The sequence below is a fragment of the Acidovorax sp. NCPPB 3576 genome (genome assembly GCF_028473605.1).
GTDB lineage: Bacteria > Pseudomonadota > Gammaproteobacteria > Burkholderiales > Burkholderiaceae_C > Paracidovorax.
This window is the reverse complement of record NZ_CP097267.1, coordinates 3191164-3215855: the sequence shown is the minus strand read 5'-3', so window position 1 is coordinate 3215855 and position 24692 is coordinate 3191164. Positions and strand designations below refer to the sequence as shown.

At 64.4% G+C, this 24692-nt stretch carries 25 protein-coding genes; 10 read left to right on the top strand and 15 right to left on the bottom strand.

The features are described 5' to 3' along the window. The first annotated feature begins 8 nt into the window (after positions 1–8). Genes M5C98_RS14760 through M5C98_RS14745 form a run of 4 tightly spaced genes read left to right on the top strand, consistent with a single transcriptional unit; the run spans position 9 to position 2036 of the window. On the top strand, positions 9–236 hold the full coding sequence (locus M5C98_RS14760) for a hypothetical protein (RefSeq protein WP_272548196.1): 228 nt from the start codon (positions 9–11) through the stop codon (positions 234–236). Next, the gene (locus M5C98_RS14755) at positions 233–619 is read left to right on the top strand and encodes a hypothetical protein (RefSeq protein WP_272548195.1); all 387 of its coding nucleotides are present in this window, start codon (positions 233–235) and stop codon (positions 617–619) included. Before M5C98_RS14760 ends, M5C98_RS14755 begins: the two co-directional genes overlap by 4 nt. Before the next feature lie 32 nt (positions 620–651). Next, positions 652–933 (top strand): hypothetical protein, encoded by a 282-nt coding sequence (locus M5C98_RS14750; protein ID WP_272548194.1) that lies wholly within the window; start codon positions 652–654, stop codon positions 931–933. Further along, positions 930–2036 carry a glycoside hydrolase family 24 protein gene (locus tag M5C98_RS14745; protein ID WP_272548193.1) on the top strand — a complete coding sequence of 369 codons (1107 nt, stop codon included), beginning with the start codon at positions 930–932 and terminating at the stop codon, positions 2034–2036. The genes M5C98_RS14750 and M5C98_RS14745 overlap by 4 nt, the downstream gene beginning before the upstream one ends. A gap of 282 nt (positions 2037–2318) precedes the next feature. On the opposite strand, the gene M5C98_RS14740 is transcribed toward M5C98_RS14745, so the two are convergent. Next, positions 2319–3050, bottom strand: coding sequence for a hypothetical protein (locus tag M5C98_RS14740; RefSeq protein ID WP_272548192.1), 732 nt, complete (start codon positions 3048–3050; stop codon positions 2319–2321). A 766-nt stretch (positions 3051–3816) separates the two neighbouring features. Between M5C98_RS14740 and M5C98_RS14735 the strand changes: the two genes are divergently transcribed. Next, positions 3817–4062, top strand: a complete 246-nt coding sequence (locus M5C98_RS14735; RefSeq protein ID WP_272548191.1) for a hypothetical protein — start codon at positions 3817–3819, stop codon at positions 4060–4062. Between the two features lie 77 nt (positions 4063–4139). Here the strand turns inward: M5C98_RS14735 and M5C98_RS14730 are convergent, their stop codons facing one another. The 7 genes from M5C98_RS14730 to M5C98_RS14700 all read right to left on the bottom strand — a co-directional run bounded on the left by M5C98_RS14730 (position 4140) and on the right by M5C98_RS14700 (position 10115). Then, positions 4140–5450: a citrate synthase gene (locus M5C98_RS14730; protein ID WP_272548190.1), complete on the bottom strand. Its 1311-nt coding sequence runs from the start codon at positions 5448–5450 to the stop codon at positions 4140–4142. A 19-nt stretch (positions 5451–5469) separates the two neighbouring features. After that, positions 5470–5769 (bottom strand): FAD assembly factor SdhE, encoded by a 300-nt coding sequence (locus tag M5C98_RS14725; protein WP_272548189.1) that lies wholly within the window; start codon positions 5767–5769, stop codon positions 5470–5472. Positions 5770–5774: 5 nt separating this feature from the next. Next, positions 5775–6476, bottom strand: coding sequence for a succinate dehydrogenase iron-sulfur subunit (locus M5C98_RS14720; protein ID WP_272548188.1), 702 nt, complete (start codon positions 6474–6476; stop codon positions 5775–5777). A gap of 27 nt (positions 6477–6503) precedes the next feature. Continuing rightward, on the bottom strand, positions 6504–8312 hold the full coding sequence (gene sdhA / locus M5C98_RS14715; protein ID WP_272548187.1) for a succinate dehydrogenase flavoprotein subunit: 1809 nt from the start codon (positions 8310–8312) through the stop codon (positions 6504–6506). 31 nt (positions 8313–8343) lie between these two features. Then, entirely contained in the window at positions 8344–8709 is a 366-nt protein-coding gene (gene sdhD, locus M5C98_RS14710; RefSeq protein ID WP_272548186.1) for a succinate dehydrogenase, hydrophobic membrane anchor protein, read from the bottom strand. A 45-nt stretch (positions 8710–8754) separates the two neighbouring features. After that, positions 8755–9189: a succinate dehydrogenase, cytochrome b556 subunit gene (gene sdhC / locus M5C98_RS14705; RefSeq protein ID WP_272548185.1), complete on the bottom strand. Its 435-nt coding sequence runs from the start codon at positions 9187–9189 to the stop codon at positions 8755–8757. A gap of 134 nt (positions 9190–9323) precedes the next feature. Next, complete coding sequence (locus M5C98_RS14700) at positions 9324–10115, bottom strand: GntR family transcriptional regulator (RefSeq protein ID WP_272548184.1); 792 nt, start codon at positions 10113–10115, stop codon at positions 9324–9326. A gap of 219 nt (positions 10116–10334) precedes the next feature. Here M5C98_RS14700 and M5C98_RS14695 point away from each other — a divergent pair, with 219 nt between their 5' ends. From M5C98_RS14695 to acnB, 5 genes are all read left to right on the top strand, one after another. Then, positions 10335–11321 (top strand): malate dehydrogenase, encoded by a 987-nt coding sequence (locus tag M5C98_RS14695; protein WP_272548183.1) that lies wholly within the window; start codon positions 10335–10337, stop codon positions 11319–11321. A gap of 19 nt (positions 11322–11340) precedes the next feature. Further along, complete coding sequence (gene tam / locus M5C98_RS14690) at positions 11341–12117, top strand: trans-aconitate 2-methyltransferase (protein WP_272548182.1); 777 nt, start codon at positions 11341–11343, stop codon at positions 12115–12117. Continuing rightward, complete coding sequence (locus tag M5C98_RS14685) at positions 12114–13124, top strand: HpcH/HpaI aldolase/citrate lyase family protein (RefSeq protein WP_272548181.1); 1011 nt, start codon at positions 12114–12116, stop codon at positions 13122–13124. Before tam ends, M5C98_RS14685 begins: the two co-directional genes overlap by 4 nt. Positions 13125–13177: 53 nt before the next feature. After that, positions 13178–13855, top strand: a complete 678-nt coding sequence (locus tag M5C98_RS14680; RefSeq protein WP_272548180.1) for a hypothetical protein — start codon at positions 13178–13180, stop codon at positions 13853–13855. A gap of 88 nt (positions 13856–13943) precedes the next feature. Continuing rightward, positions 13944–16529, top strand: coding sequence for a bifunctional aconitate hydratase 2/2-methylisocitrate dehydratase (gene acnB / locus M5C98_RS14675; RefSeq protein WP_272548179.1), 2586 nt, complete (start codon positions 13944–13946; stop codon positions 16527–16529). Between the two features lie 151 nt (positions 16530–16680). On the opposite strand, the gene M5C98_RS14670 is transcribed toward acnB, so the two are convergent. From M5C98_RS14670 to M5C98_RS14640, 7 genes are all read right to left on the bottom strand, one after another. Beyond that, positions 16681–17892, bottom strand: a complete 1212-nt coding sequence (locus M5C98_RS14670; RefSeq protein ID WP_272548178.1) for an NAD(P)/FAD-dependent oxidoreductase — start codon at positions 17890–17892, stop codon at positions 16681–16683. Continuing rightward, positions 17889–19796: a sulfate adenylyltransferase subunit CysN gene (gene cysN / locus M5C98_RS14665; RefSeq protein ID WP_272548177.1), complete on the bottom strand. Its 1908-nt coding sequence runs from the start codon at positions 19794–19796 to the stop codon at positions 17889–17891. The genes M5C98_RS14670 and cysN overlap by 4 nt, the downstream gene beginning before the upstream one ends. Continuing rightward, positions 19796–20695, bottom strand: coding sequence for a sulfate adenylyltransferase subunit CysD (cysD, locus tag M5C98_RS14660; RefSeq protein WP_272548176.1), 900 nt, complete (start codon positions 20693–20695; stop codon positions 19796–19798). Before cysD ends, cysN begins: the two co-directional genes overlap by 1 nt. A 55-nt stretch (positions 20696–20750) precedes the next feature. Further along, positions 20751–22061 (bottom strand): MFS transporter, encoded by a 1311-nt coding sequence (locus M5C98_RS14655; RefSeq protein WP_272548175.1) that lies wholly within the window; start codon positions 22059–22061, stop codon positions 20751–20753. Then, positions 21989–22747: a family 3 encapsulin nanocompartment shell protein gene (locus tag M5C98_RS14650; protein WP_442867286.1), complete on the bottom strand. Its 759-nt coding sequence runs from the start codon at positions 22745–22747 to the stop codon at positions 21989–21991. The genes M5C98_RS14655 and M5C98_RS14650 overlap by 73 nt, the downstream gene beginning before the upstream one ends. 164 nt (positions 22748–22911) lie before the next feature. Further along, complete coding sequence (locus tag M5C98_RS14645) at positions 22912–23634, bottom strand: hypothetical protein (RefSeq protein ID WP_272548173.1); 723 nt, start codon at positions 23632–23634, stop codon at positions 22912–22914. 43 nt (positions 23635–23677) lie between these two features. Continuing rightward, the gene (locus M5C98_RS14640; RefSeq protein WP_272548172.1) at positions 23678–24661 is read right to left on the bottom strand and encodes an aldo/keto reductase; all 984 of its coding nucleotides are present in this window, start codon (positions 24659–24661) and stop codon (positions 23678–23680) included. Positions 24662–24692 lie beyond the last annotated feature (31 nt).

Here is a 24692-nt window from a genome sequence, read left to right as displayed (position 1 = left end):
GTCAGACCATGCCGCACTATATTCAAGTGAATGAGGAAAATGTGGTTATCAGTAATATCACCATCCCCGATGGAATGGAGTGGGATATTTCTGGCATTCCGGGAATGTTCGAAACCCGGAATTATGAAATCAACGCGGCAGGAAAGCGGCTGATTGGCTGGGCCGAAGACGACCCGATGCAACCTCTTTTCGAGGACATCCGGTGGCGGGATGCGCCGCCGGAGGACGCCCCGTGATCTGCTCACCTCACAATCCAGCACAACCCGCCACGGCGGGTTTTTTTACGCCCAAAATCTCCCGGCGTGCCCTGGTCTCCACCGCTGTACTCGGCCTGCTGGCGGGCTGCGGCGGTGGGGGCGGCGAAGCGCCTGCAGCGCATGCTGGCGCGCCAGCGACCACGGTGGAGATCTACGGCGACCAGGAGCCTTGGGTGGTGCACGCCGCTGCACTCAACGCCATCACCTTGTCTGTGGCCCACGACCTTGGCCTACAGCACGCTGGCTGGGGCGAGGACTACCGCGGGCCCGAAGACCTCATCGACAGCGTGCACCGCTCCCAAGCGGCCAGCGACAGATTGGCGGTGCTGCTGGTCGCCGCCATCGATAGGAGCAACCGATGACCAGATCAACTATCCAACAACCCGGACGCTTCATGAAATTCGATCCAACCGTCAGCACCGGGACCATCATCCAGACGCTGGTCTTTATCGTCGGCGTGGCCACGGCCTACGGCGGCTACCGCGAAGATCAGGTCAAGCAAGACGGCCGCATCGCGCAGGTCGAAGTCCTGGCCGACAAGGACCGTGAGTCCACTAAGGACGCCCTGAAGGAGATCAAGACCCAAGTGTCCGACCTCCAAAAAAGCAACCAGGAGATCAAGGAATCCCTAGCCATTCTTCGCGGTCGGGCTGCCGAGCCGGGGAGTCGTAAATGATCGCCCCGACCCACGACCCCATAGCGCTCGTCGAGGCCCTGACGCACGGCAACGTGCGCGCATTCCTGCGGATGCTCCGCCACGGCGAAGGCACAGCCGGGGAGGATGGCTATCGCGTCATGTTCGGCGGTGGGTTGTTCGACAGCTTCGCCGACCACCCGCGACAGGCCATCACCCGCAAGCTGGGCGGCACGCCCATCACCAGCACGGCGGCCGGGGCCTACCAGTTCCTCTTGCGCACTTGGGATGGCCTGGTAAAGCAGTACGGCTTTGCAGACTTCAGCCCGTCCAACCAGGACCTGGGCGCCGTCGCGCTCATCAAGGGCCGCAAAGCGCTTGATGATGTGCTCTCTGGTCGTTTTGAAGACGCGGTGCGCAAATGCAACCGGGAATGGGCGAGCCTGCCAGGGAGCCCATACGGCCAACCCGTCGTGACCATAGCGCAAGCCCGGCAAGAGTATGAGGAATATGGAGGCACCTATGCGCCAGAGCCGTCTGAAACCATTTCCGTCCCGCTGGACCTCATCAGCCAACCAATCAACCTCGATCAACCTAAGGAGGTTCTTGTGACTCCATTCATTGCCGCCGTCCTGCCATCCCTCATCGACCTGGTGCCCAAGCTGGGCAAACTGTTTTCCAGCGGCTCGGAAACCTCGGAGCGCAACATCAAGGCGGCTGAGATCGTCGTGTCTGCGGCCAAGGAGGCTATCGGAGCCCGGAACGAGCAAGAGCTGATGGAAACCATCGAGGCCGACCCAGAAGCTGCCGCCGCGGCAAAGGCGGCAATCGAAGCGCAATGGTTCCGGCTGGAAGAGGTTGGAGGTGGCATCACTGCAGCGCGTGAGGCCAATGCGGTCTATCTGCAGCCGAACGCACCCGGCTTCTGGCTCAACCCCGCGTTTTGGGTAAGCGCCGGCTTCCTGCTGATGCCGCTATTAATCCTGCTGGACATGCTTTTCGTGCACCCCGACGTTTACAACGACACCCTGCGCATCCAGATCGTCACTGCCATCCTGGCGCTGCTAGGTGTGATTGGGGCCTACTGGCTGGGGACGAGCTTTTCCAGCCAGCGTAAGAGCGATTCGAAGATTGCCGGCGGCTGACACTTGACGACTTGTGTGATGTCTTCCCTTGCCGTGCAGTCAGCGCCCGCTGCCGGATCTACCGCTGACGATGCCGGCGGCTTCGTAAGCGAGCGAGATACCGCCGCCTGGATTGCCACCTGCCGAGGGTGGTATGGCCAGGTGAGCGACCAACTCAATGAGATCCTCGATATCGAGGAGCGCCGGGGTGGTGTGCACACGTCTGCACCAGCACCAAAGTGAATACAGCCTGACAAAAGAAAAAGCCCGCACGGAGCGGGCCTTTTTTAATGGACTGAACTCTTAGCTCTGCCATCCAAAGATGTCAGCAAGAACACCTTTCAGCTCAGTTTTCTGTTCCTCAGTCCACTCGGTATACATGCCATCGCAAGGGGCGGCAGGAGAAATCTCTCCTCGAGCGATGGCGTCTCTGACGTTAGCCACTTCAACATCATTAGCGGCCAATTTAGAGAGTGGAAAAGGTGCTGCGTTGTGTGCAATAGTCATGACCATACCTCTTTCAAGAACTGCTGTACGAACATCATCAATGCGTTGTTTCGTGACGGGTCCGTGGTCCAAATTGCCCGACATATCGTTTAAATCAATGTGTCGGACAACCCCACCGGAAAAAGGATCGCTTAGCGACGCAGACGTCACGGCCTGTTTTGCATCGCCATTGACTGACCAGCAAAGGTAGGCATGCATTGAGCCGGAACCTGCGAAGTAGCCACCGTCCTTTGTAATGTCCTGCGGTTGCTTGAACCGAACTGCTTTACTGGGAATGTCAACAACGCAAACGCACACCCCATCGTAGCCAGGCATCGCAGAAGCATCTGTAGGCGACGAACTGATCCAATCCTTCCAAGACTGAATCATCTCGCCATCCCCTGCGAACATGAAGGCTGAGGACTTGTACAGCTCAATCTTCGAGTAAGCCAAATCGTCGGCATACAAGATCCTTGAACCGAACATGTGCGACCACCGCGAGTCAGTAGCCATAACACCTGTCTTGCTGTCGTACACGTTAGTCGTCATGTCCCTCAATTCCCTAGTTTTCTGTTGTTGTGCTTGTCGCGTTTTTTTGGCAAATCCCGCTATTATAGCATAAAAAAATAGACGTGAAAAAGTTGATCGCGTTTCTGTAACAATAGGTGCTAATGATGCTCCCGTCAATAAGGACTAGGCAACAAAACAACTGTACCTCAATAGCTGAAAACTAACTCAGGTTTGGCATCTCTGCTATCGATACAGTAGCGTGCGTTCAGATTGTGGCATCGGCTACTGTTCCCATAAGTGTGATATGGGGCGGAATTCCGGTGTTCCTTTGGCTTATTGTGCGCATGCGTGTGCATCTCAACTTGAGTTGAATGCGAACAGACGATCTAACAAGCGAAGCCTAGATCGATCTACGGGATCGCCGTTTCGGTGTGCACACGTCTGCACTAGTGCAGCACAAGGCCTCACATGGCGCGCCCTTTTCCAGTCGCTGCCGGTTCAAAGCGAATCTTTTTCGGGCGCAATCGTGGCTGGCGGGGGCACTTCCAAGCCTGCAACCACGGCGATGGCGTTCCCCCCGCGCTCTCGTAGCAGCCGCTTGATGTCGTCCCAAACGCCATCGGGAATTTTGAGCTCTCCCGCCAGCCATTGACGCACCCGGCGTGGTGGCGCATTCGATCACGGGGCGCGGTCTGGAAGGCTGGGAACACGTCTGGGAACTACCCGGGGAACTTGATGGGAATACGTGTCGGTCCCCGGTGGTTGGGCTGCAGGGGGCAACCCGACATGGACCTACCCGAATCCTATGAACAAATGGTTCGAGTCCAATCGCGCCTACCAACTAACCATTGGTAAAAGCCTTCCAAATCACAGATTTGGAAGGCTTTTTTATTTCCTGAACCTTTGTATGGGTCTGGCGAGCAGCACGGCAAAAGATAGCCGGCTTGAGCAACCGTTTCTTGCAATGGGCGCACCCGCTTTGAGCGGCATTGCGCCTCGGCCATCAAGGCTTCGGCTTGGGCTGCCCAATAAAAAATGCCAGTCAGCGTGAACTGACTGGCATTGAGTAAGAAAGCAGCTCCGGCAGGTGGAGAAGCCCGCTCAGGCCCTCTCCAACAGCAGCACGGATTAACGCTTGTCGAGTGGCTGTACGTCGCGGCGCTCGGCACCCACGAACAGTTGGCGAGGGCGACCGATCTTGTACTCGGGGTCTCCGATCATTTCGTTCAGCTGGGCGATCCAGCCCACGGTGCGGGCCAGCGCGAAGATTCCGGTGAACAGGTTCACCGGAATGCCGATCGCGCGTTGCACGATGCCAGAGTAGAAGTCCACGTTCGGGTAGAGCTTGCGCTGCACGAAGTAGTCGTCTTCCAAGGCGATCTTTTCCAGTTCCTTGGCCAAGGCGAACAGCGGATCCTTTTCGAGGCCCAGTTCAGCCAGCACTTCATTGCAGGTTTCCTGCATGAGCTTGGCGCGTGGGTCGTAGTTCTTGTACACGCGATGACCGAAGCCCATCAGCTTCACACCGGAGTTCTTGTCCTTGACCTGCTTGATGAACTCGCCGATCTTTTCCACGCCGCCTTGGGCCTGGATGTCATGCAGCATGTTCAATGCGGCTTCGTTGGCGCCACCGTGGGCGGGGCCCCAGAGGCAGGCCACGCCAGCAGCGATGGCGGCGAACGGGTTGGTGCCCGAGGAGCCGCACAGGCGCACGGTGGACGTGGAAGCATTCTGCTCATGGTCGGCGTGCAGGATGAAGATGCGGTCGAGCGCCCGTTCGAGCACCGGATTGACCTTGTACTCTTCGCACGGCGTGCCGAACATCATGCGCAGGAAGTTGCCGGCATAGCTCAGGTCGTTCTGCGGGTACATGTAGGGCTGGCCCACGCCGTACTTGTATGCCATCGACACCAGCGTCGGCATCTTGGCGATCAGGCGGATCGCGGAGATTTCGCGGTGCTGCGGATTGTTGATGTCCGTGCTGTCATGGTAGAAGGCCGACAGCGCACCCACCAGGCCGGTCAGCACGGCCATCGGGTGGGCGTCGCGGCGGAAGCCACGCAGGAAGAACTGCATCTGCTCGTTGACCATCGTGTGCTGGGTCACGCTGTCGCTGAACTCGGTCTTCTGCGAGGGGTTGGGCAATTCGCCATTCAGCAGCAGATAGCAGGTTTCGAGGAAGTCGCACTGCGTGGCCAGTTGCTCGATGGGGTAGCCGCGATACAGTAATTCGCCCTTGTCGCCGTCGATGTAGGTGATCGAAGACTGGCACGCTGCCGTAGAAAGGAAACCGGGGTCATAGGTGAACATGCCCGTCTGTGCGTACAGCTTGCGGATGTCGACCACGTCGGGGCCGATGCTGCCTTGGTACACGGGAAGTTCCACGCTGGGGCTGCCGTTGCTGAACGATAGCGTTGCCTTGTTGTCTGCCAGTTTCATTTCCAGTTTCCTTCTGTTGTTAGCCCGCAAGCGGTGGAGGGGGTGCTGACGCTCTGCGGCGCAGCTGTTCAAGCACTTCCTTGACGTCCCCGGTATCGATCTCGCCCGTGGGTTCCGTGCGCCGCAGCAGCAGGTCCAGCAGGTCGTTGTCGGAGAGGTCCATCAAGGTCGTGAGACCTTGTGCCTGGCGCTGGGTCAGGCGCGAGCCGTAGGTGGCGAAGAACTGCTCGATGAACAGATCGTTCTCCACCAGGCCGCGGCGGCTGCGCCACTTCAGCTTGGCAGCCTCGCGTTCGTCGAGCAATTCGTCGTCTGCCATGGCGGTCAGATGGCGCGACGCACCATCAGTTCCTTGATCTTGCCGATGGCCTTGGTGGGGTTGAGGCCCTTGGGGCACACGTCCACGCAGTTCATGATGGTGTGGCAGCGGAACAGGCGATAGGGATCTTCGAGGTTGTCCAGGCGGGCGCCCGTGGCCTCGTCGCGGCTGTCCGCAATGAAGCGGTATGCCTGCAGCAGGCCGGCGGGGCCCACGAACTTGTCGGGGTTCCACCAGAAGCTGGGGCAGCTCGTCGAGCAGCTAGCGCACAGGATGCACTCGTACAGGCCGTTGAGCTCATCGCGCTCTTCGGGGCTTTGCAGGCGTTCCTTCTCGGGCGTGATTCCTTCGGTGATGAGATACGGCTTGATCGAGTTGTACTGCTTGAAGAACTGCGTCATGTCCACGATCAGGTCGCGGATCACTGGCAGACCGGGCAGCGGCTTGAGCACGATGGTGCCCTTGAGCGTGTTCATGTTGGTGAGACACGCCAGGCCATTCTTGCCGTTGATGTTCATCGCGTCGGAGCCGCAGACGCCTTCGCGGCAGGAGCGGCGGAAGGAGATGGACGGGTCCTGCGCCTTGAGCTTCACCAGGGCGTCCAGCAGCATGCGCTCGTGGCCGTCGAGTTCGATCTCCACGGTCTGCATGTAGGGCTTGGCGTCCTTGTCCGGATCGTAGCGGTAGATTTGAAAGGTGCGCTTCATGGTGTTCTTTCTCGTGGGCTTGTAAGGTCAGAACGTACGGACCTTGGGGGGCACGCTGTCGACCGTCAAAGGCTTCAGGTTCACGGGCTTGTAGGTCAGGTTATTGCCTGCGCTGTGCCACAAGGTGTGCTTCATCCACTCTTTGTCGTTGCGGCCCAGCGGGAATTCCGCGTGGTCGGCCGGATGCTCGTAGTCATACACGGTGTGGGCGCCGCGGCATTCCTTGCGGGCGGCGGCGGAGGTCATCGTGGCCTGGGCCACTTCTATGAGGTTGTCCACTTCCAGCGCTTCCATGCGGGCGGTGTTCCAGACCTTGGATTTATCCTTGAGCGTGACGGAGCCCACGCGTTCGCGGATGGCGTTGATCTTGACCACGCCTTCATCCATGCCCTCTTGCGTGCGGAACACGCCGGCGTGCTGCTGCATCGACGCGCGGATGTCGTTGGCGACGTCCTGTGCGTAGGTGCCTTCGTTCGAATCCTGCAGCTGGTTCAGGCGCACCAGGGTGCGGTCGGCCGCATCGGCCGGCAGGGGCTTGTGCTCGCCGCTGCCCTTGATCATGTCCACGATGTGGCGGCCGGCGGACTTGCCGAAGACCAGCAGGTCGAGCAGCGAGTTCGTGCCCAGGCGGTTGGCGCCGTGCACCGACACGCACGAGCATTCGCCCACGGCATACAGGCCGTTGACGACCTGATTGTGCACGTCGCCGTTCTGAACCACGACCTGGCCGTTGATGTTGGTCGGAATGCCACCCATCTGGTAGTGGATGGTGGGCACCACGGGGATTGGCTCTTTGGTGATGTCGACGTTGGCGAAGTTGACGCCGATTTCGTACACCGAAGGCAGCCGCTTGTGGATCGTCTCGGCACCCAGGTGGTCGAGCTTGAGCAGCACGTAATCCTTGTTGGGGCCGCAGCCGCGGCCTTCCTTGATTTCCTGGTCCATCGAGCGGGAGACGAAGTCGCGCGGCGCCAGGTCTTTCAGCGTGGGCGCGTAGCGCTCCATGAAGCGCTCGCCATTGCTGTTGAGCAAGATGGCGCCTTCGCCGCGGCAGCCTTCGGTCAGCAGCACGCCCGCACCGGCCACGCCGGTGGGGTGGAACTGCCAGAACTCCATGTCCTGCAGCGGAATGCCGGCGCGTGCGGCCATTCCCAAGCCGTCGCCCGTGTTGATGAACGCGTTGGTCGATGCAGCGAAGATGCGGCCGGCGCCACCGGTGGCCAGCAAAACGGCCTTGGCCTGCAGGGCATACAGCTCGCCGGTTTCCAGTTCCAGAGCCATCACGCCAACCACATCTCCCGATGCATCGCGGATCAGATCCAGTGCCATCCATTCGACGAAGAAGTTCGTCTTGGCCTTCACGTTCTGCTGGTACAGCGTGTGCAGCATGGCGTGGCCGGTGCGGTCGGCCGCGGCGCAGGCGCGCTGTACCGGTTTTTCACCGTAGTTGGCCGTGTGGCCGCCGAACGGGCGCTGGTAGATGGTGCCGTCGGGGTTGCGGTCGAACGGCATGCCGAAGTGCTCGAGCTCGTACACGACCTTGGGGGCTTCGCGGCACATGAACTCGATGGCGTCCTGGTCGCCCAGCCAGTCGGAGCCCTTGATGGTGTCGTAGAAGTGATAGTGCCAGTTGTCCTCGCTCATGTTGCCGAGCGATGCGCTCACTCCGCCCTGGGCTGCCACGGTGTGCGAGCGGGTGGGAAACACTTTGGACAGCGAGGCCACGTTCAGGCCGGCACGGGAGAGTTCGAGGGCGGCGCGCATGCCGGAGCCGCCAGCACCGACGATGACGACGTCGAACTTGCGCGTGGTGATGTTCGCTTTGGTGTAGCTCATTGTTGTTTGCCTTCAGTCGCGGGGGAATGGATCAGAGACGCCAGAGGATCTGGATACCCCAGCCGGCGCAGCCGACGAGCCAGAAGATCGCGATGGCTTGCAAGGCGAGGCGCAAGCCCACGGGCTTCACGTAGTCCATCAGCACATCGCGCGTGCCCACCCAGACATGCCATGCGAGGCCGACGATGACGGAAAAGGTCAGAACCTTCATCCATTGCGCCGAGAAGATCGAGGCCCAGCGGTCGTAGCCGATGGGGCCCTTGGTCAGCAGCACCTGCGCCAGCAAGACGATGGTGAAGACCGCCATCAGGGCGGCAGTCACGCGCTGGCTCAGCCAGTCGCGGACTCCGTAGTGAGCGCCGACGACGATGCGCTTGGAGCCGTAGTTCACGGACATGGGAGTTCCTTTTTTTTGTAGATACGTGGGAGATGCCGGGCCGGATCAATAAAGGCCGAACAGCTTGGCGCCGAGCACGAGGGTGAGGGCGATGCTGATGACGAGGGTGGCGGTGGCGGACTTGTTGCCGAAGTCCTTGTTCACCGCGCTGTGGCTCACGTCCATCCACAGGTGGCGCAAGCCGGCGGTGAAGTGGTGCAGATAGGACCAAATCAGCGCCAGCACGACCAGCTTGAGGAACCAGCCTGGCACGAAGCCCAGGCCCACCACGAAGGCGGCCTTGAATTTGCCGAAGGAGATTTCCGAAGACACCGAGGTGTCGAACATCCAAAGGATGAAGGGGAGCAGCACCAGCATGATCACCCCGCTGACGCGGTGCAGGATCGACACCCATCCCGCGGCAGGAAGTCGGTAGGTGGGCAAGTCCGTGAGGGCATTGATGTTGCGGAATTCAGGCCGCTTTTTGGCGATCTCGGTCATGGCGGTGCTTTCGTGGATGTAACTGCGTTGTAATTTCGCGCGAACGAAACAACCCAAAATTCTATTGCAATGCAGCAACCGCAGTGTTTCGGTACGGCGTAATTTCACCGGACGGTATCGGCATGGTGGGCAACTCAGCTCAGTTCGTTGTGATAGTGGTGCGTATCGGTACGGTACAGACCCTTGCGTAACTCCATCGGAACTTCGTTGTAGGTGTAGGCAATGCGCTCCACACTGAGCAGCGGCGTGCCGGGGGCGACCTGCAGCAGCCGTGCCTGTTCGTCGTCGGGTTGCACGGCCCGCAGCTTCTCGTCGGCGCGCACCATTCTCACGCCGAAATCGATTTCGAACATGGCGTAGGTGGGGCCCTGGTAGCTGGACATCTGCTCCGCGGTCAGTCCTTTGAAGGCCTGTCCGGGCAGCCAGATGTCTTCCAGGATGGTGGGAACGTCGCCGAACGACAGGATGCGCCGGGCATGCACCACGGCGTCGCCGCTGCGCAGCGCCAGGGCGCGCGCGATCTCGGCGCTGGCACGGATGCGGCGGCATTCGATGATGTGGCGCTGGGCCGGCCCCTCGACCCCGGCATCGCCCGAATCAGGCATGAGCTTGAGGAATCGGTATTGCACATGCCGCTCGGCATGCGTGGCGACGAAGGTGCCCTTGCCCTGGCGGCGAACGACAAGGTTTTCTGCTGCCAGCTCATCGATGGCCTTGCGCACCGTGCCCTGGCTCACGCGGAAGCGGGCGGCCAGTTCCATCTCGCTCGGAATCGACTCGCCCGGCTTCCATTCGCCATGCTGGAGGCTGTGCAGGATGAGTCCCTTGATCTGCTGGTACAGCGGGCTGAAGGCCGGCGTGGGTGCGCCCGCGTTTCCTGCCGGTATCGCAGGGCTGTCGGAGGCGGCAACCGGAAGGGTGGACATGGCGGCGGATCGATGGGCGGCTGGCGCGCAGGCGAGGAGGGGTTTTCGCGCGGCGGCGACGCCGGATCATATCTTATATAAGACATAAGACAAATTGACCGGCTGCAGATTTCAGCGGTACACTCGGGAGCTGTTCTGCAGGGCACGGGCTGCTTGGTTTGACTGGCGCTGGTGCATCGACTGCACCGACACCCGTTTTTCCACTTTCTGGAGTTTTTCATGAGCAAGAAGCCCGTCCGCGTTGCTGTTACCGGCGCCGCCGGTCAAATCGGTTACGCCCTGCTGTTCCGCATTGCCTCCGGCGAAATGCTGGGCAAGGACCAGCCCGTCATCCTGCAATTGCTCGAAGTGCCCGTCGAAGGCCCGCAAAAGGCGCTCAAGGGCGTGATGATGGAACTCGACGACTGCGCCTTCCCGCTGCTGGTCGGCATGGAAGCCCACAGCGACCCCATGACGGCATTCAAGGATGCGGACTACGCCCTGCTGGTGGGCTCGCGTCCCCGTGGCCCGGGCATGGAACGTGCCGAACTGCTGGCCGTCAACGGCGCCATCTTCACGGCCCAGGGCAAGGCGCTGAATGCCGTGGCCAGCCGCAACGTGAAGGTGCTGGTCGTGGGCAACCCCGCCAACACCAACGCCTATATCGCCATGAAGAGCGCACCGGACCTGCCGCGCAAGAACTTCACCGCCATGCTGCGCCTGGACCACAACCGCGCTGCCAGCCAGATCGCTGCCAAGACCGGCAAGCCCGTGGCCGCCATCGAAAAGCTGGCCGTTTGGGGCAACCACTCGCCCACGATGTATGCCGACTACCGCTTCGCCACCATCAACGGTGAAAGCGTCGCCAAGACGATCAACGACCAGGAATGGAACGCCAACACGTTCCTGCCCACCGTGGGCAAGCGCGGTGCCGCCATCATCGAGGCGCGCGGTTCCTCCTCCGCCGCTTCGGCCGCCAATGCCGCCATCGACCACATGCGCGACTGGGCACTGGGCACCAACGGCAAGTGGGTCACCATGGGCGTTCCTTCGGATGGCCAGTACGGCATTCCCGAAGATGTGATGTTCGGTTTCCCCGTCACCTGCGAAAACGGCGAGTACAAGGTCGTCGAAGGCCTGGAAATCGACGCTTTCAGCCAGGAACGCATCGACAAGACGCTGGCCGAGCTGCAAGGCGAGCAAGACGGCGTGAAGCACCTGTTGTAATTTTCGTTTTCCGTTTTTCATGCTCGACTGGAATCCTGCGCTCTATCGCCGCTACGAGGACGAGCGCACGCGCCCGGCCCAGGAGCTGCTGGCGCGGGTGCCCCATCCCGAGCCGGTCCACGTGGTGGATCTGGGCTGCGGGCCAGGCAATTCCACCGAGCTGCTGGTCCGGCGCTTCCCGCAAGCGCAGGTGACCGGCCTCGACAATTCCGAAGCCATGCTGGCCAGCGCGCGCGAGCGCCTGCCCGGCGTGTCCTTCGTGCTGGGCGACATCGCCCGCTGGGTGCCTGATACGGCACCCGACCTCATTTACGCCAATGCCTCCCTGCAGTGGGTGGCAGGGCATGACACGCTCATTGCGCGCCTGTTCGACAGCCTCGCCCCCGGTGGCGTGCTGGCGATCCAGATGCCAGACAACCGCCAGGAGCCCACGCACCGCCTGATGCGCGAAGTGGCTGCCGAGGCGCCCTGGCGCGAGCCCATCGGCGACGCCGACGCGCTGCGCACCGGGCTTTACGACATCGGCGGCTACTACGATCTGCTGGCCCCGCGCGCCGAGCGCATCGATGTGTGGCACACCATCTACCAGCATGTGATGGCGTCGCCCGCAGCCATCGTCGAATGGGTCCGCGCCACGGGCCTCAAGCCCTTCATCGATCCGTTGGGCGATTCTTTGCGCGAGAGCTTCCTGGCCGAGTACGAGCGCCGCATCGCCGCGGCCTATGCCGTGCGCAGCGATGGTCGGCGGCTGCTGGCGTTCCCGCGCATGTTCATCGTGGCGCAGCGCCCGTCATGACCGCGACCGGCGCCCACCCCGCGACGGTGCTCATGGGCGCGCAGGCCAGCGCCGTGCGCTTGCCGGTCTGCGACCATTACAGCGGCGTGGAAGCCCGCATGCGCAAGAGCCTGGAGCTGCAAGCCGCCATGGCGGCCGAGTTCGGCCATTGCGTGTTCGATGTGACCCTCGATTGCGAAGACGGCGCCCCCGTGGGCCGCGAGCGCGAACATGCCGCCCTGGTGGCGCAGTTGGCGCGCAGTGCGCCGCCCGGCGCCAGGGTGGCAGCGCGCGTGCACGCCGTGGACCATCCCGCCTTCGCCGAAGACATGGCCACCATTGGCGGCGAAGCCGCCCCGCGGCTGTGCCACATCATGGTACCCAAGGTCGAGTCGGTGGACGACGTGCTGCAAGCCGAAAAGGCGTTGCTCGCCGCATCGGCAGGGCAGGTGCCCCTGCACGTGCTGCTGGAGTCGCCTGCCGCCGTGCAGCACGCCTTCGAGATCGCCGCCCATCCGCGCGTGCAATCGATCAGCTTCGGCCTGATGGATTTCGTGTCGGCGCATGCCGGTGCGATTCCTGCCCGTGCCATGGGATCGCAGGGCCAGTTCGAGCACCCGCTGGTGGTGCGGGCCAAGCTCGAGATCGCTGCGGCATGCCATGCCCACGGCAAGGTGCCGTCCCACTGCGTGGTGACCGAATTCAACGATGCCGATGCGCTGCGCACGGCTGCAGGGCGAGCCTCGCGCCAGCTGGGCTACACGCGCATGTGGAGCATCCACCCGGCGCAGATCCGCCCCATCCTGGACGCCTTCGCGCCTGCGCAGGACGAGATCGCGCAAGCTGCCCAGCTTCTTTCCGCCGCCTCGCACGCTGACTGGGCCCCCATCAGCGTCGATGGCGTATTGCACGACCGCGCCAGCTACCGCTACTTTTGGCAGGTGCTGGAGCGTGCGCACCAAACCGGCCGCGTGCTACCCGCTGCGGCGCACGCCTGGTTTGACCTGCCGGCTCAGGGCCATTCCTGAGCCGCCCCACCATAACGTTCTCCCCCCACATCTCCTTTTTCGTCGGAGTTCTCATGAAAACCTTCATCGCTTCTGCCCTGATGCTGCTGGCCCCCGCGCTGGTGATGGCGCAAGACGCCGCTCCCGCCAAGCCTGCACCGGCCAAGAGCACGGCCAAGGCAGCGCCTGCCAAGTCCGCCGCCAAGGAAAAGTCCGCCGAGGCCAAGCCTGCAGCCAAGCCAGCCGCCAAGAGCGCAGCGGCCAAGCCGGCCGCGGCCAAGAAGGCCACGAGCAGCCGCACGCAATTGAAGAGCGCCACCAACCAGGTGGCCACCGGCATCATCGCGGCCGAGGCCGCCCTGACGCCGCAGGAACTGGCCATTGCCGAGCGCGTTCACACGGGCCACATTCCTTGCGAGCTTGGCGCCTCCGTGCACGTGGAAGCCGACCCCAAGTCGCCGGGCCACTTCCGCATCGACGGCAAGGGCTTCAATTACTACATGTCGCCCATCGCGACCAGCACGGGCGCCGTACGCCTGGAGGACCAGAAGGCCGGCGCCGTGTGGATCCAGATCGCCAACAAGTCCATGCTCATGAACCAGAAGCTCGGCCAGCGCCTGGCCGACGAGTGCATGAGCCCGCAGCAGGTCGCCGTGACCGAAACCATCAAGAAGAACCCGCAGCCCAGCCTGCTGGAAGCCCTGCCTGCGCCCGCTCCCGCAACGGCGGCCGCGCCTGCGCCGGCCCAGTGATTCTTCTTGACCGGGCGCGCCTGCTGGGCCCGGACCGCATGGCCGGCGATACACAGCCCCCCACACCAGAAACCCACCGGAGAAAAATATGTTGAAAGCCTACCGTGACCATGTGGCCGAGCGCGCCGCACTGGGCATTCCGCCCCTGCCTCTCACGGCCAAGCAGACCGCTTCGCTGATCGATTTGCTGAAGGCGCCGCCCGCAGGCGAAGAGGCCACCCTGGTGGAGCTGATCACCTACCGCGTGCCCGCTGGTGTGGACGACGCCGCCAAGGTCAAGGCGAGCTATCTGGCCGCGGTGGCGCACGGCACCGAAAAATGCACGCTGATCGGCCGCGAGAAGGCCACCGAACTGCTGGGCACCATGCTGGGCGGCTACAACCTCACGCCGCTGATCGACCTGCTGGACGATGCCGCCGTGGCATCGGTCGCGGCCGAAGGCCTCAAGAAGACGCTGCTGATGTTCGACCAGTTCCATGACGTCAAGGAAAAGGCCGACAAGGGCAACGCATTCGCCCAGGCCGTCCTGCAAAGCTGGGCCGACGCCGAGTGGTTCACCAGCCGCCCCGAAGTGCCGCAGAGCATCAAGCTCACGGTGCTCAAGGTCACCGGCGAAACCAACACCGACGATCTGTCGCCCGCACCTGACGCCTGGAGCCGCCCGGACATTCCGCTGCATGCGCTGGCCATGCTCAAGAACAAGCGCGAGGGCATCACGCCCGAAGAAGACGGCAAGCGCGGCCCGGTGAAGTTCATCGAAGACCTGCGCGCCAAGGGCAACCTCGTGGCCTACGTGGGCGACGTGGTGGGCACGGGTTCCAGCCGCAAGTCGGCCACCAACAGCGTGCTGTGGTTCACCGGCGAAGACATCCCCTACGTGCCGAACAAGCGCTTCGGCGGCGTGTGCCTGGGCTCCAAGATCGCTCCGATCTTCTACAACACCATGGAAGACGCGGGCGCGCTGCCGATCGAGCTGGACGTGAGCCAGATGAACATGGGCGACGAGATCGAGCTGCTGCCCTACGCCGGCAAGGCGCTCAAGAACGGCCAGGTCATCGCCGAGTTCGAAGTGAAGAGCGAAGTGCTGTTCGACGAAGTGCGCGCGGGTGGCCGCATTCCGCTGATCGTGGGCCGTGGCCTCACCGCCAAGGCGCGCGAGGCCCTGGGCCTGGCGCCTTCGACCCTGTTCCGCCTGCCGCAGAACCCTGCCGCCACCGGCAAGGGTTTCACGCTGGCCCAGAAGATGGTCGGCCGCGCCTGCGGCCTGCCCGAGGGCGAAGGCGTGGTGCCAGGTACGTACTGCGAACCGCGCATGACCTCGGTCGGCTCGCAGGACACCACCGGCCCGATGACGCGCGACGAACTGAAGGACCTGGCCTGCCTGGGCTTCAGCGCTGACCTGGTGATGCAGTCCTTCTGCCACACCGCCGCGTACCCCAAGCCCGTGGACGTGAAGATGCACCACGAGCTGCCCGACTTCATCAGCACGCGCGGCGGCATCTCGCTCAAGCCCGGCGACGGCATCATCCACAGCTGGCTCAACCGCATGCTGCTGCCCGACACCGTGGGCACGGGCGGCGATTCGCACACGCGCTTTCCCATCGGCATCAGCTTCCCCGCGGGCTCCGGCCTGGTGGCGTTCGCCGCCGCCACGGGCGTGATGCCGCTCGATATGCCGGAATCGGTGCTGGTGCGCTTCAAGGGCGCGATGCAGCCCGGCGTGACCTTGCGCGACCTGGTGCATGCCATTCCGCTGTACGCCATCAAGGCCGGCCTGCTGACCGTCGAGAAGAAGGGCAAGAAAAACATCTTCTCGGGCCGCATCCTCGAAATCGAAGGCCTGCCGGACATGAAGGTGGAGCAGGCGTTCGAGCTGTCCGACGCCTCGGCCGAGCGCTCGGCTGCCGGCTGCACGGTGCGCCTGAACAAGGAGCCGATCATCGAGTACATCAACTCGAACATCGTGCTGCTCAAGAACATGATCGCCCAGGGCTATGCCGATGCACGCACCATCACGCGCCGCATCAAGGCCATGCAGGCCTGGCTGGCCAATCCGCAGCTGCTGCAGCCCGACGAAGACGCCGAGTACGCCGCCGTGATCGAGATCGACCTGGCCGAGATCACCGAGCCCATCGTGTGCTGCCCCAACGACCCGGACGACGCCAAGACGCTGTCCGATGTGGCCGGCGCGCCGATCGACGAGGTGTTCATCGGCTCCTGCATGACCAACATCGGCCACTTCCGCGCGGCCTCCAAGCTGCTGGAAGGCAAGAAGGACATCCCGGTCAAGCTGTGGATGGCGCCGCCCACCAAGATGGACGCGCACCAGCTGACCGAGGAAGGCCACTACGGCGTGTTCGGCGCGGCCGGTGCCCGCATGGAAATGCCTGGCTGCTCGCTGTGCATGGGCAACCAGGCACAGGTGAAGGAGGGCGCCACGGTGATGTCCACCAGCACCCGCAACTTCCCCAACCGCCTGGGCAAGAACACGAACGTGTACCTGGGCTCGGCCGAGCTGTCGGCCATCTGCTCCAAGCTCGGTCGCATTCCGTCCAAGGAAGAGTATCTGGCGGACATGGGCGTGCTCAACCAGAACGGCGACAAGATCTACAAGTACATGAACTTCGACCAGATCGAGGAGTACAAGGAAGTCGCGGACGGCGTGGCCGCCTGATCGGCCCCTCCCTGTGAAGAAAAGCCCGCTTCGGCGGGTTTTTCTTTTGCTATTAAATTTATAGCTATATGCCCTAGTATTTATTGCGGTAGAGGCCTTTTTGATGCCAGGTCCTGTGGCGGCAACCTCACGCCCTCACGCCCTCACGCCCTCACGGCAGCGCCTGGGCGCAGGCGGGCAGTGCATCGGCGTGATCCTGCCGGCGGGGACGCAGCGCAGCGGCCGACAGGCCCTGTTCGATGAAATGGCGTGGCAGATCCCCTTCCAGGACGAGCGCGGCGACTGCCTGTCCGACTGCCGGAGCGATCTGAATGCCATAGCCCCCGAGCGCCGCGGCCCAGACGAAGCCGGGTGCATCCCCGGCCGCACCCAGCACCGGAGATCCGTCGGCCACGAAGCTGCGCAGGCCTGCCCAGCGGTGGGCCACGCGCCGCACCGCCAGGGTCGTGGCCTGCTGCAGCCGATCGACCGCCACCGCCACATCCCACTCCTCGGGCTGCACGTCGCAGGGCGGCATGGGGGTTTCGTCGCTGGGGCTGACCAGCAGGCGGCCGGCCTCGGGCTTGAAATAGAACGTGTCCGCCAGATCGGTCACCATCGGCCAGGATGCCAGCGCGGGCTGGTACGAAGCGCTGTCCGGCAGATCCACGATCACGGCCGTGCGGCGCTTGGGCACCAGGCCGATGGCCGCGACGCCGGCCTGGCCCGCGACTTCGTCGGCCCAGGCGCCGGCCGCATTGATCAGGCACGGCGTGTGAAAGCGGCCCTCCGGCGTCTGGACAGTCCAGTGCCCCGACGCGTCCCGCGCGATGGCCTCCAGGCGGATTCCGGTGCGGACGCTGCCGCCAGCGGCCCGGAGGCCGCGCAGGTAGCCCTGGTGCAGCGCATCGACATCGATGTCCATGACCGAGGGGCGCCACACGGCGCAGCGGTAGGGGCGGGGGTCGATGACCGGGCAGCGGGCCAGGGCGGCGTCCAGCCCGATCACGCGGGCGGGCTCGCGGGCGTGGTGGCCGGCCGCCAGGGCGCTGTCGATGCGGCCAGCGTTCAGGTCGTCCTGCGTGGCCAGTGCCACCACGCCGCGCGGCGCCACGAGCGGCACCGGGGCGAAGCCGGTGGGCGGCGCCTCGAAAAACGGCCGGCTGAGCGCGGTGAGCGCGCGCACCGTCCGGTTGCCGAAATACTCGGAGAACAGCGCGGCCGAGCGGCCGGTGGCGTGGTAGCCGCAATGTGCCTCGCGCTCCAGCAGCAGCACCCGCCGGTGGCGCGCCAGCGCCCAGGCGCAACTGGCCCCCGCCATGCCGCCACCCAGCACGATGGCGTCCCAGGCCGAATCGGTGCCGGTGCCAGTGCTGCCGCTCATGCGGTGGTGGCCGTGCGCGCTGCCGAGGGCGGCACCACCAGGCCCGCGGCGATGAGCCGGGACACGATGCAGTCGGCCGCCTGTTCGGGCGACATGTGCGCGGTCTGGATGTGGATGTCCGGATGCTCCGGCGGCTCGTAAGGCGAGTCGATCCCGGTGAAGTTCTTCAGCGCGCCGCTGCGCGCCTTGCGGTACAGGCCCTTCGGATCGCGCCGCTCGGCCAGTTCCAGGGGCGCGTCGATGAACACCTCCAGGAATTCGCCGGCCTCCAGCAGCGCCCGTGCCGCCCGGCGCTCGGCACGAAACGGCGAGATGAAGGCCACCAGCACGATGAGGCCGGCATCCACCATCAGCTTGGCAACCTCGCCCACTCGGCGGATGTTCTCGACCCGGTCGGCGTCGGTGAACCCCAGGTCTTTGTTGAGGCCGTGGCGGACGTTGTCGCCGTCCAGCAGGAAGCTGTGGCAGCCGCGCCGGTGCAACTGCTGCTCCACCCTGTTGGCGATGGTCGATTTTCCTGCGCCGGACAGCCCGGTGAGCCACAGCACGCACCCCTTCTGGTGCTTGATCGCGGCCCGCTGTGCCTTGGTGATCTGGGAGTGGTGCCACACCAGGTTATCGGCATCGCGCAGCGCGCGAACCAGCATGCCCGCACCGGCCGTCTCGTGGTCGATGCGATCGATCAGCAGGAAGCCGCCGGCGTCGCGATTGAGGTCATAGGCATCGAAGGCGATGGGCTGGTCCAGGGTTAGTTCGACCAGTCCCACCGCGTTCATGTCGAGCTGGTCCGCAGGCAGTCGGTCGAAGGTTTCGATGTCCACCCGGTGGACGATGCGCGTGACGGTCGCGCCCACCGTGCGGGGGCCGCACTTGAGCCAATACCCGCGGCCCGGGAACAGCGGCGTTTCGCTGAACCAGACCATGTCGGCTTCGATGCGGTCGGCCACTTCCGCGGGAGAGGCCGGGTCGGCGATGAGGTCGCCGCGCGAGACGTCGATGTCGGCATCCAGCACCAGGGTGACGGACTGGCCCGCCACGGCGGTGGGCAGATCGCCGTCGTACGTGACGATGCGCTTGACCCGCGCCTGCTGGGCCGATGGCTGCACCACCACCGCGTCGCCCACGCGCACGCTGCCAGCGGCCACGGTGCCTGCCAGGCCCCGGAAGTCCTCGCTCGGCCGGTTCACCCACTGCACCGGAAACCGCAGCGGCTGCCGCGCGGCCACGGTCTCGTCAACCTCCGTGGTTTCCAGCCACTGCCCGAGCGTGGGCCCCTGATACCACGGCGTGTGCTGGCTGCGTTCCACCAGGTTGTCTCCGCGCAGGGCCGACAGCGGAATGCACACGGGTGCGGGCAGCCCCATCTGCTGCGCCAGGGCGCTGAATTCCGCCTCGATGGCGGTGAAGCGTTCCTGGTCGTAGTCCACCAGATCCATCTTGTTGACCACCAGCGCCAGGGCCCGGATGCCCAGCAGCGCGCCGATGTAGGCATGCCGGCGGGTCTGGGTGAGAACGCCCTTGCGCGCATCGACCAGCACCATCGCCGCGCCGGCGTTGGAGGCCGCCGTGGCCATGTTGCGGGTGTATTGCAGGTGGCCCGGCGTGTCGGCCAGGATGAACTTGCGCGTGGGGGACGAGAAGTAGCGGTAGGCCACATCGATGGTGATGCCCTGTTCCCGCTCGGCCACCAGGCCATCGACCAGCAGTGCGAAGTCGAGCGCGCCGCCCTGCGTTCCGGCCTTGCGGGAGTCGGCGGCCAGCGCCTGCAGCTGGTCTTCATACAGGCTCTTGGATTCGTAGAGCAGCCGGCCGATCAGCGTGCTCTTGCCGTCGTCCACGCTGCCGCAGGTGATCACGCGCAGCAGGCTGCGCTGCGGCGCAGGAGAAGGTTGGGAGCCGCTCATCAAAAATACCCCGCCTGTTTCTTCAGTTCCATGGATCCCTTGCCGTCGTGGTCGATGGCCCGGCCCTGCCGTTCGGAGGTGTGCGCCGCCAGCGTCTCGGCAATGATCGCATCGAGCGAATCGGCATCGCTTTCGATGGCGCCGGTGAGCGGATAGCAGCCCAGGGTGCGAAAACGCACCCGCCGCATCTGCGGCCGCTCGCCGGGCGCCAGCGGCAGGCGTTCGTCGTCCACCATCAGCAGCATGCCATTGCGCTCCACCACGGGCCTTTCCTTGGCGAAGTACAGCGGCACGATGGGAATTCGCTCGCGGGCGATGTACTGCCAGATGTCGGCCTCGGTCCAGTTGGAAAGCGGGAACACGCGGATGCTCTCGCCCTGGTGCTTGCGCGTGTTGTACACCCGCCAAAGCTCGGGCCGCTGGCGCCGGGCGTCCCAGCGGTGGTGCACGGAGCGCAGTGAGAAAATGCGCTCCTTGGCCCGCGACTTCTCTTCGTCGCGCCGCGCGCCGCCGAAAGCGGCGTCGAAACGGTGGTGGTCCAGCGCCTGCTTGAGCGCCTGGGTTTTCATCAGATCGGTATGGACCGACGAGCCATGCACGAACGGGTCGATGCCCATCGCGATGCCATCCGGATTGCTGTGCACCAGCATCTCCATGCCGGTTTCCCGCGCCCGCTGATCGCGAAAGGCGATCATTTCGCGGAACTTCCACAGCGTGTCCACGTGCAGCAGGGGGAACGGCGGCCGGGCCGGGTAGAACGCCTTCATCGCCAGATGGAGCATCACCGAGCTGTCCTTGCCGATGGAGTACAGCATGACGGGGTTGTCGGCCTCCGCCACCGTCTCGCGCAGGATGTGGATGCTCTCGGCTTCCAGCCGCTGCAGATGATCGAGAAACATGTTTCGGCTCCTTCGAAAAAGGGAAATCCAAATGACAGGGCGCGCAGGGAGGGCGTCATTGCGGTAGCGAGCGCCGGGGAGTGCGCTGCGGCATCCACAGCAGCATCACGCCGACCATGCTGGCCAGCGTGGCGGCCAGCATCACCCCGTAGATCTCGGCATAGCCGAAGCGGGCCGCCACGAAGCCCGCCACCACGCCCCCTGCGGCAATGCCCAGGTCCCAGAACGAGGTGAACATGCCGAGCGCCGCGCCATGGTGCGCCGCTTCGGTCTTGCGGATGACGATCAGCGCCAGCGAGGGATAGAGCAGCGAAAGTCCGAGCCCCATCGCGAGGCCCCCCAGCACGGCCACGGCCAGGTTGGGAGCGACGGCCAGCAGCAGTAGGCCCGCGGCCTCGCCGAGCGCCGCCCACAGGGCGACGCGGTAAGGCCCCAGCTGGTCCGGCCAGTGACCCAGGAAAAGCCGCGACCCCACATAGGCGAAGCCGAAGACGTTGAATGCCAGGATGCCGTTCTCGATGCCCTTGGCCGCCATGTAGAGCGAGACGAAGGAGGCGAGCGCGGCATACCCCATGGACCCCAGCGCCAACGTGAAGCCGGGGAGGAATGCCGAGCGGGGAAAGAGCGCGCTTTTCGTCGCTGCCTGCGCCTTCACGGGCGCGGGTTTCGACAGCACGCAGGCGAATCCGGCCAGGGGGGCGGCAATGCACAGGACCCACACGGCGGTGAACCCTGCGGCCTGCATCAGCGCCGCGCCCACCAGCGCGCCCAGGGTGACGCCCGACCACATGCTCACGCCATAAAGGCCGATGATCTTTCCGCGCCGCTCGGCGGGCGCGAGCCCCACCAGCCAAGTTGCCCCGGCGGTGAAGGCGCAGCCCTCGCCGATGCCGTGCAGCACCCGCACCGCGATCAGCGCATCCACCCGATGCGCCACGAGGTACGCGGCGCCCGCCAGCACGCAAAAGAGCGCGCCCAGCAGCATCAGCTTCTTGTGGCCGATGCGGTCCGACAGCCGCCCCGCGACCGGCCGGGTGAGCACCACGGCCACGGCGATGGCGGCGATCACGGTGCCCACGTCCACGTCGCTGCCGCCGATCGCGTCCTTGACGTAGAACGGCAGCACCGACAACGTGGCGCCGATGCCCAGGTGGCAAAAGAAAAGGCCGAGGAAGATCGGCATGAAAGGCCGGTAGAAGGCCAGGCCGCTCTGTGGGTCATGCATGGGGGCGGACTCCTTGTCGGTGGGCGCGCGGTGCGAGCCGAAGCGATGCGATACGAGGCGATGGGGGCTCAGCCGGCCTTCACGACGTGGAAGAAGTGCGTGGGCAGGTGCACGGCCAGGCCTTCGTAGATCTCCGCGCACACCGCGGTGCCTTCGGTCGCGAACGTGCCGGCAGGGGGCGTGCCGACGCGGATGACCGACTTGCCCGTGTGCAGGATGCGCGCCGCCACCGCGAAATCGCCGACCAGTGCACAGCCCGGGGCCACCATGCGGGTGCGCACGATCTTCGTGCCGTTTTGCTGCAGGTCGCCCAGGATGCCCTTGCCCAGCAGGCCGTGGTAGTAGTCCACGGGGTTCACGATCATCGCGTGGGCCGTCGCGCCGTTCTGCTCGATCTCGTTGCAGGCGGCCATGATGCCGTCGAAATAGCTGCCGGTGTAGGGCAGGCGCGTCACGCCGGGGTGGTTGAGCAGGCCATGCGGGCCGAAGGTGAGGGCCTGGTTCTCCGCCGTGGCCAGGCGCACCAGCAGCCGGTAGTCGATGAACTCGGCGATGCCGCGCTCGTCGCCGGCCAGGTCGGGCGGCAGTTGCACCCAGGCGGAGATCGGGCGCACGATGCCCTCGCCCATGCCGAAGCGGAAGGTGGCCTCCTGGCGCAAGTCCCCTTCGTGGATGTCGCCGGTTTCCACCTTGGGTGGGCGGCTTTCGGACCAGAAGCGATTGTGCGTCTCGCTCACTAGGCGTTTCCTGAAGAGCTGGCTCACCATCAGGCGGGGGCGGTCCTGCGTGGGCTTGAAGGCTTCGGTGATGGTGAAGTCGAAGTGCACTTCCGTCTGCTCCCCCTTGGCCAGGTAGGCCTGGGCGAACTGTTCGCCGGACGACAGCGCCTCGACGGGGCGGATGGGGGCGACGGCATTGGCTTGGATCGAAGACATGGTGGTTGCTGCTTTCTCGGTTGGAAAAGGAATGGGCGGGAACGCCCGGCGAACGATCAGATCGCGTGCTGTACGAGCTGCCGGTAGAACGGATAGTGGTGGTCGAAGTAACCCTTCAGGGTCGCGTTGTTGGCCACGGTTTCCGGGTAGGTCTTTTGAGTGGCGGCAAAGCCCGAACTGCGCATCGCATCCAGATGCCATTGGCGGGTGCGGCCCCATTCGGGCCGGTCGCCGGGCTGCCATTGCAGGGCGGATTCGATGAACGGCAGGCCGGTCTCTTCGCAGTAGCGCCGCACCACGGCCTGGGGTTCTTCGACCAGGCGGTCGGCATCGACCAGCACCGGGGCCGACCCTTTCAGCCGGGTGGCGAGCTCGAAGATCTCGAACAGGTGTTCGTAGCCGACCTCGTGCAAGGCGATGGTCGGCTTCATGTGGTACATCGAACTGATGGTGGGGGCGGGGTCCCGCACGATGAAGGTGTGCTCGATGTCCGCCACCTCTTCGGGATGGTCGAACAGGTAGCTGTAGCGGTGCTCCACCGTGTCCTTGAAGAACACGGGCCGGTGCTGCGCCAGCGTGCGCAGGTGGTCGAAGAAGGCGCGCTCGGAGCGCACCACCACCTGGCCGCCCGCACCGTCGGGCAAGGGAACCTCGCCGGTATCGAGCAATGTCACCAGCGGCTCGTGGATCACGGTGACGTCGTTGCGCTCGATCATCATGCGCAGGAAAGCCGTGGACAGCGCGCGCTGGTGCGCCCACAGGGCAATGATCTTTTTCATGCAGGGCTCCGGAAGTGGAAAGGAGAACGGCCGGACGGCGCCTTCATTGGGACCACGCGGTGGGTGAGCGGTCCCAGCGGTGCGCACGCAGCGACTGCAGCAAGGGAGCCTCCAGCGTGCGCCCGTCGCTCGCGCCCAGGTTGGCCTCGACATTGCGCAGCTGGCGCATGCCGGGAATCACCGTCGAGACGGCCGCGTGGTGCAGGATGAAGCGCAATGCCATCTCGGGCAGGGCCATGCCCTCGGGCAGCAGTGCCTTGAGCCGCTCCGCGCGCTCCACGGTGGGAAGCAGGTTTTCCGGTCCGAAGTAAGTCGATCGCCAGTCCTCGGCCGGGAACACCGTGTCGCGCGACAGCGTGCCCGTCAGCCCGCCCTCGTCGAAGGGCACCCGCGCGATGATGCCGATGTCCTTGTCTGCCGCCACCTGGAACAGGCGGTCTTCGGGGGCCTGGTCGAAGAGGTTGTAGATCACCTGGATCACATCGATCAGTCCGGTGTCGATGGCCCGCAGGCAGTTTTCCGGCTCCCAGCGGTTGACGCTGATGCCGATGCCCTCGATCAGCCCCTCGGCGCGCAGGTCCCCCAGCGCGCGCTGCCACTCTTCTTCTTCGGCCCAGCGGTCTTCCCAGACATGCAGCTGCATCAGGTCGATGCGATCCGTGCCCAGGTTCTCCAGGCTCTTCATCGTGAATTCGCGGATGTGATCGGCCGGAAACACGTCCTGCAGCCGGTCGCCGGGACGCGGTGGCCATTCGCGGTTCTTCGGAGGGATCTTCGTGGCCACGTAGAGCCGCTCGCCCGTGTGTGCGCGCAGCAGGCGGCCCAGCATCTGCTCGCTGATGCCTCGGCCGTACACCCAGGCGGTGTCGAAGAAGTTGCAGCCCAGCTCCACCGCGCGTTCCAGGCAGTGCGGGGCCGTTTCATAGTTGGCGCCCGTGAAGTTGCCCGGACCTCCCGCGATCCCCCACATGCCGTAGCCCACTTCGCTCACCTGCCAGCCGAGCCGGCCCATCCGTCGATATTGCATCGCTCCCACTCCTGTCGAACAAAGAAAGAAA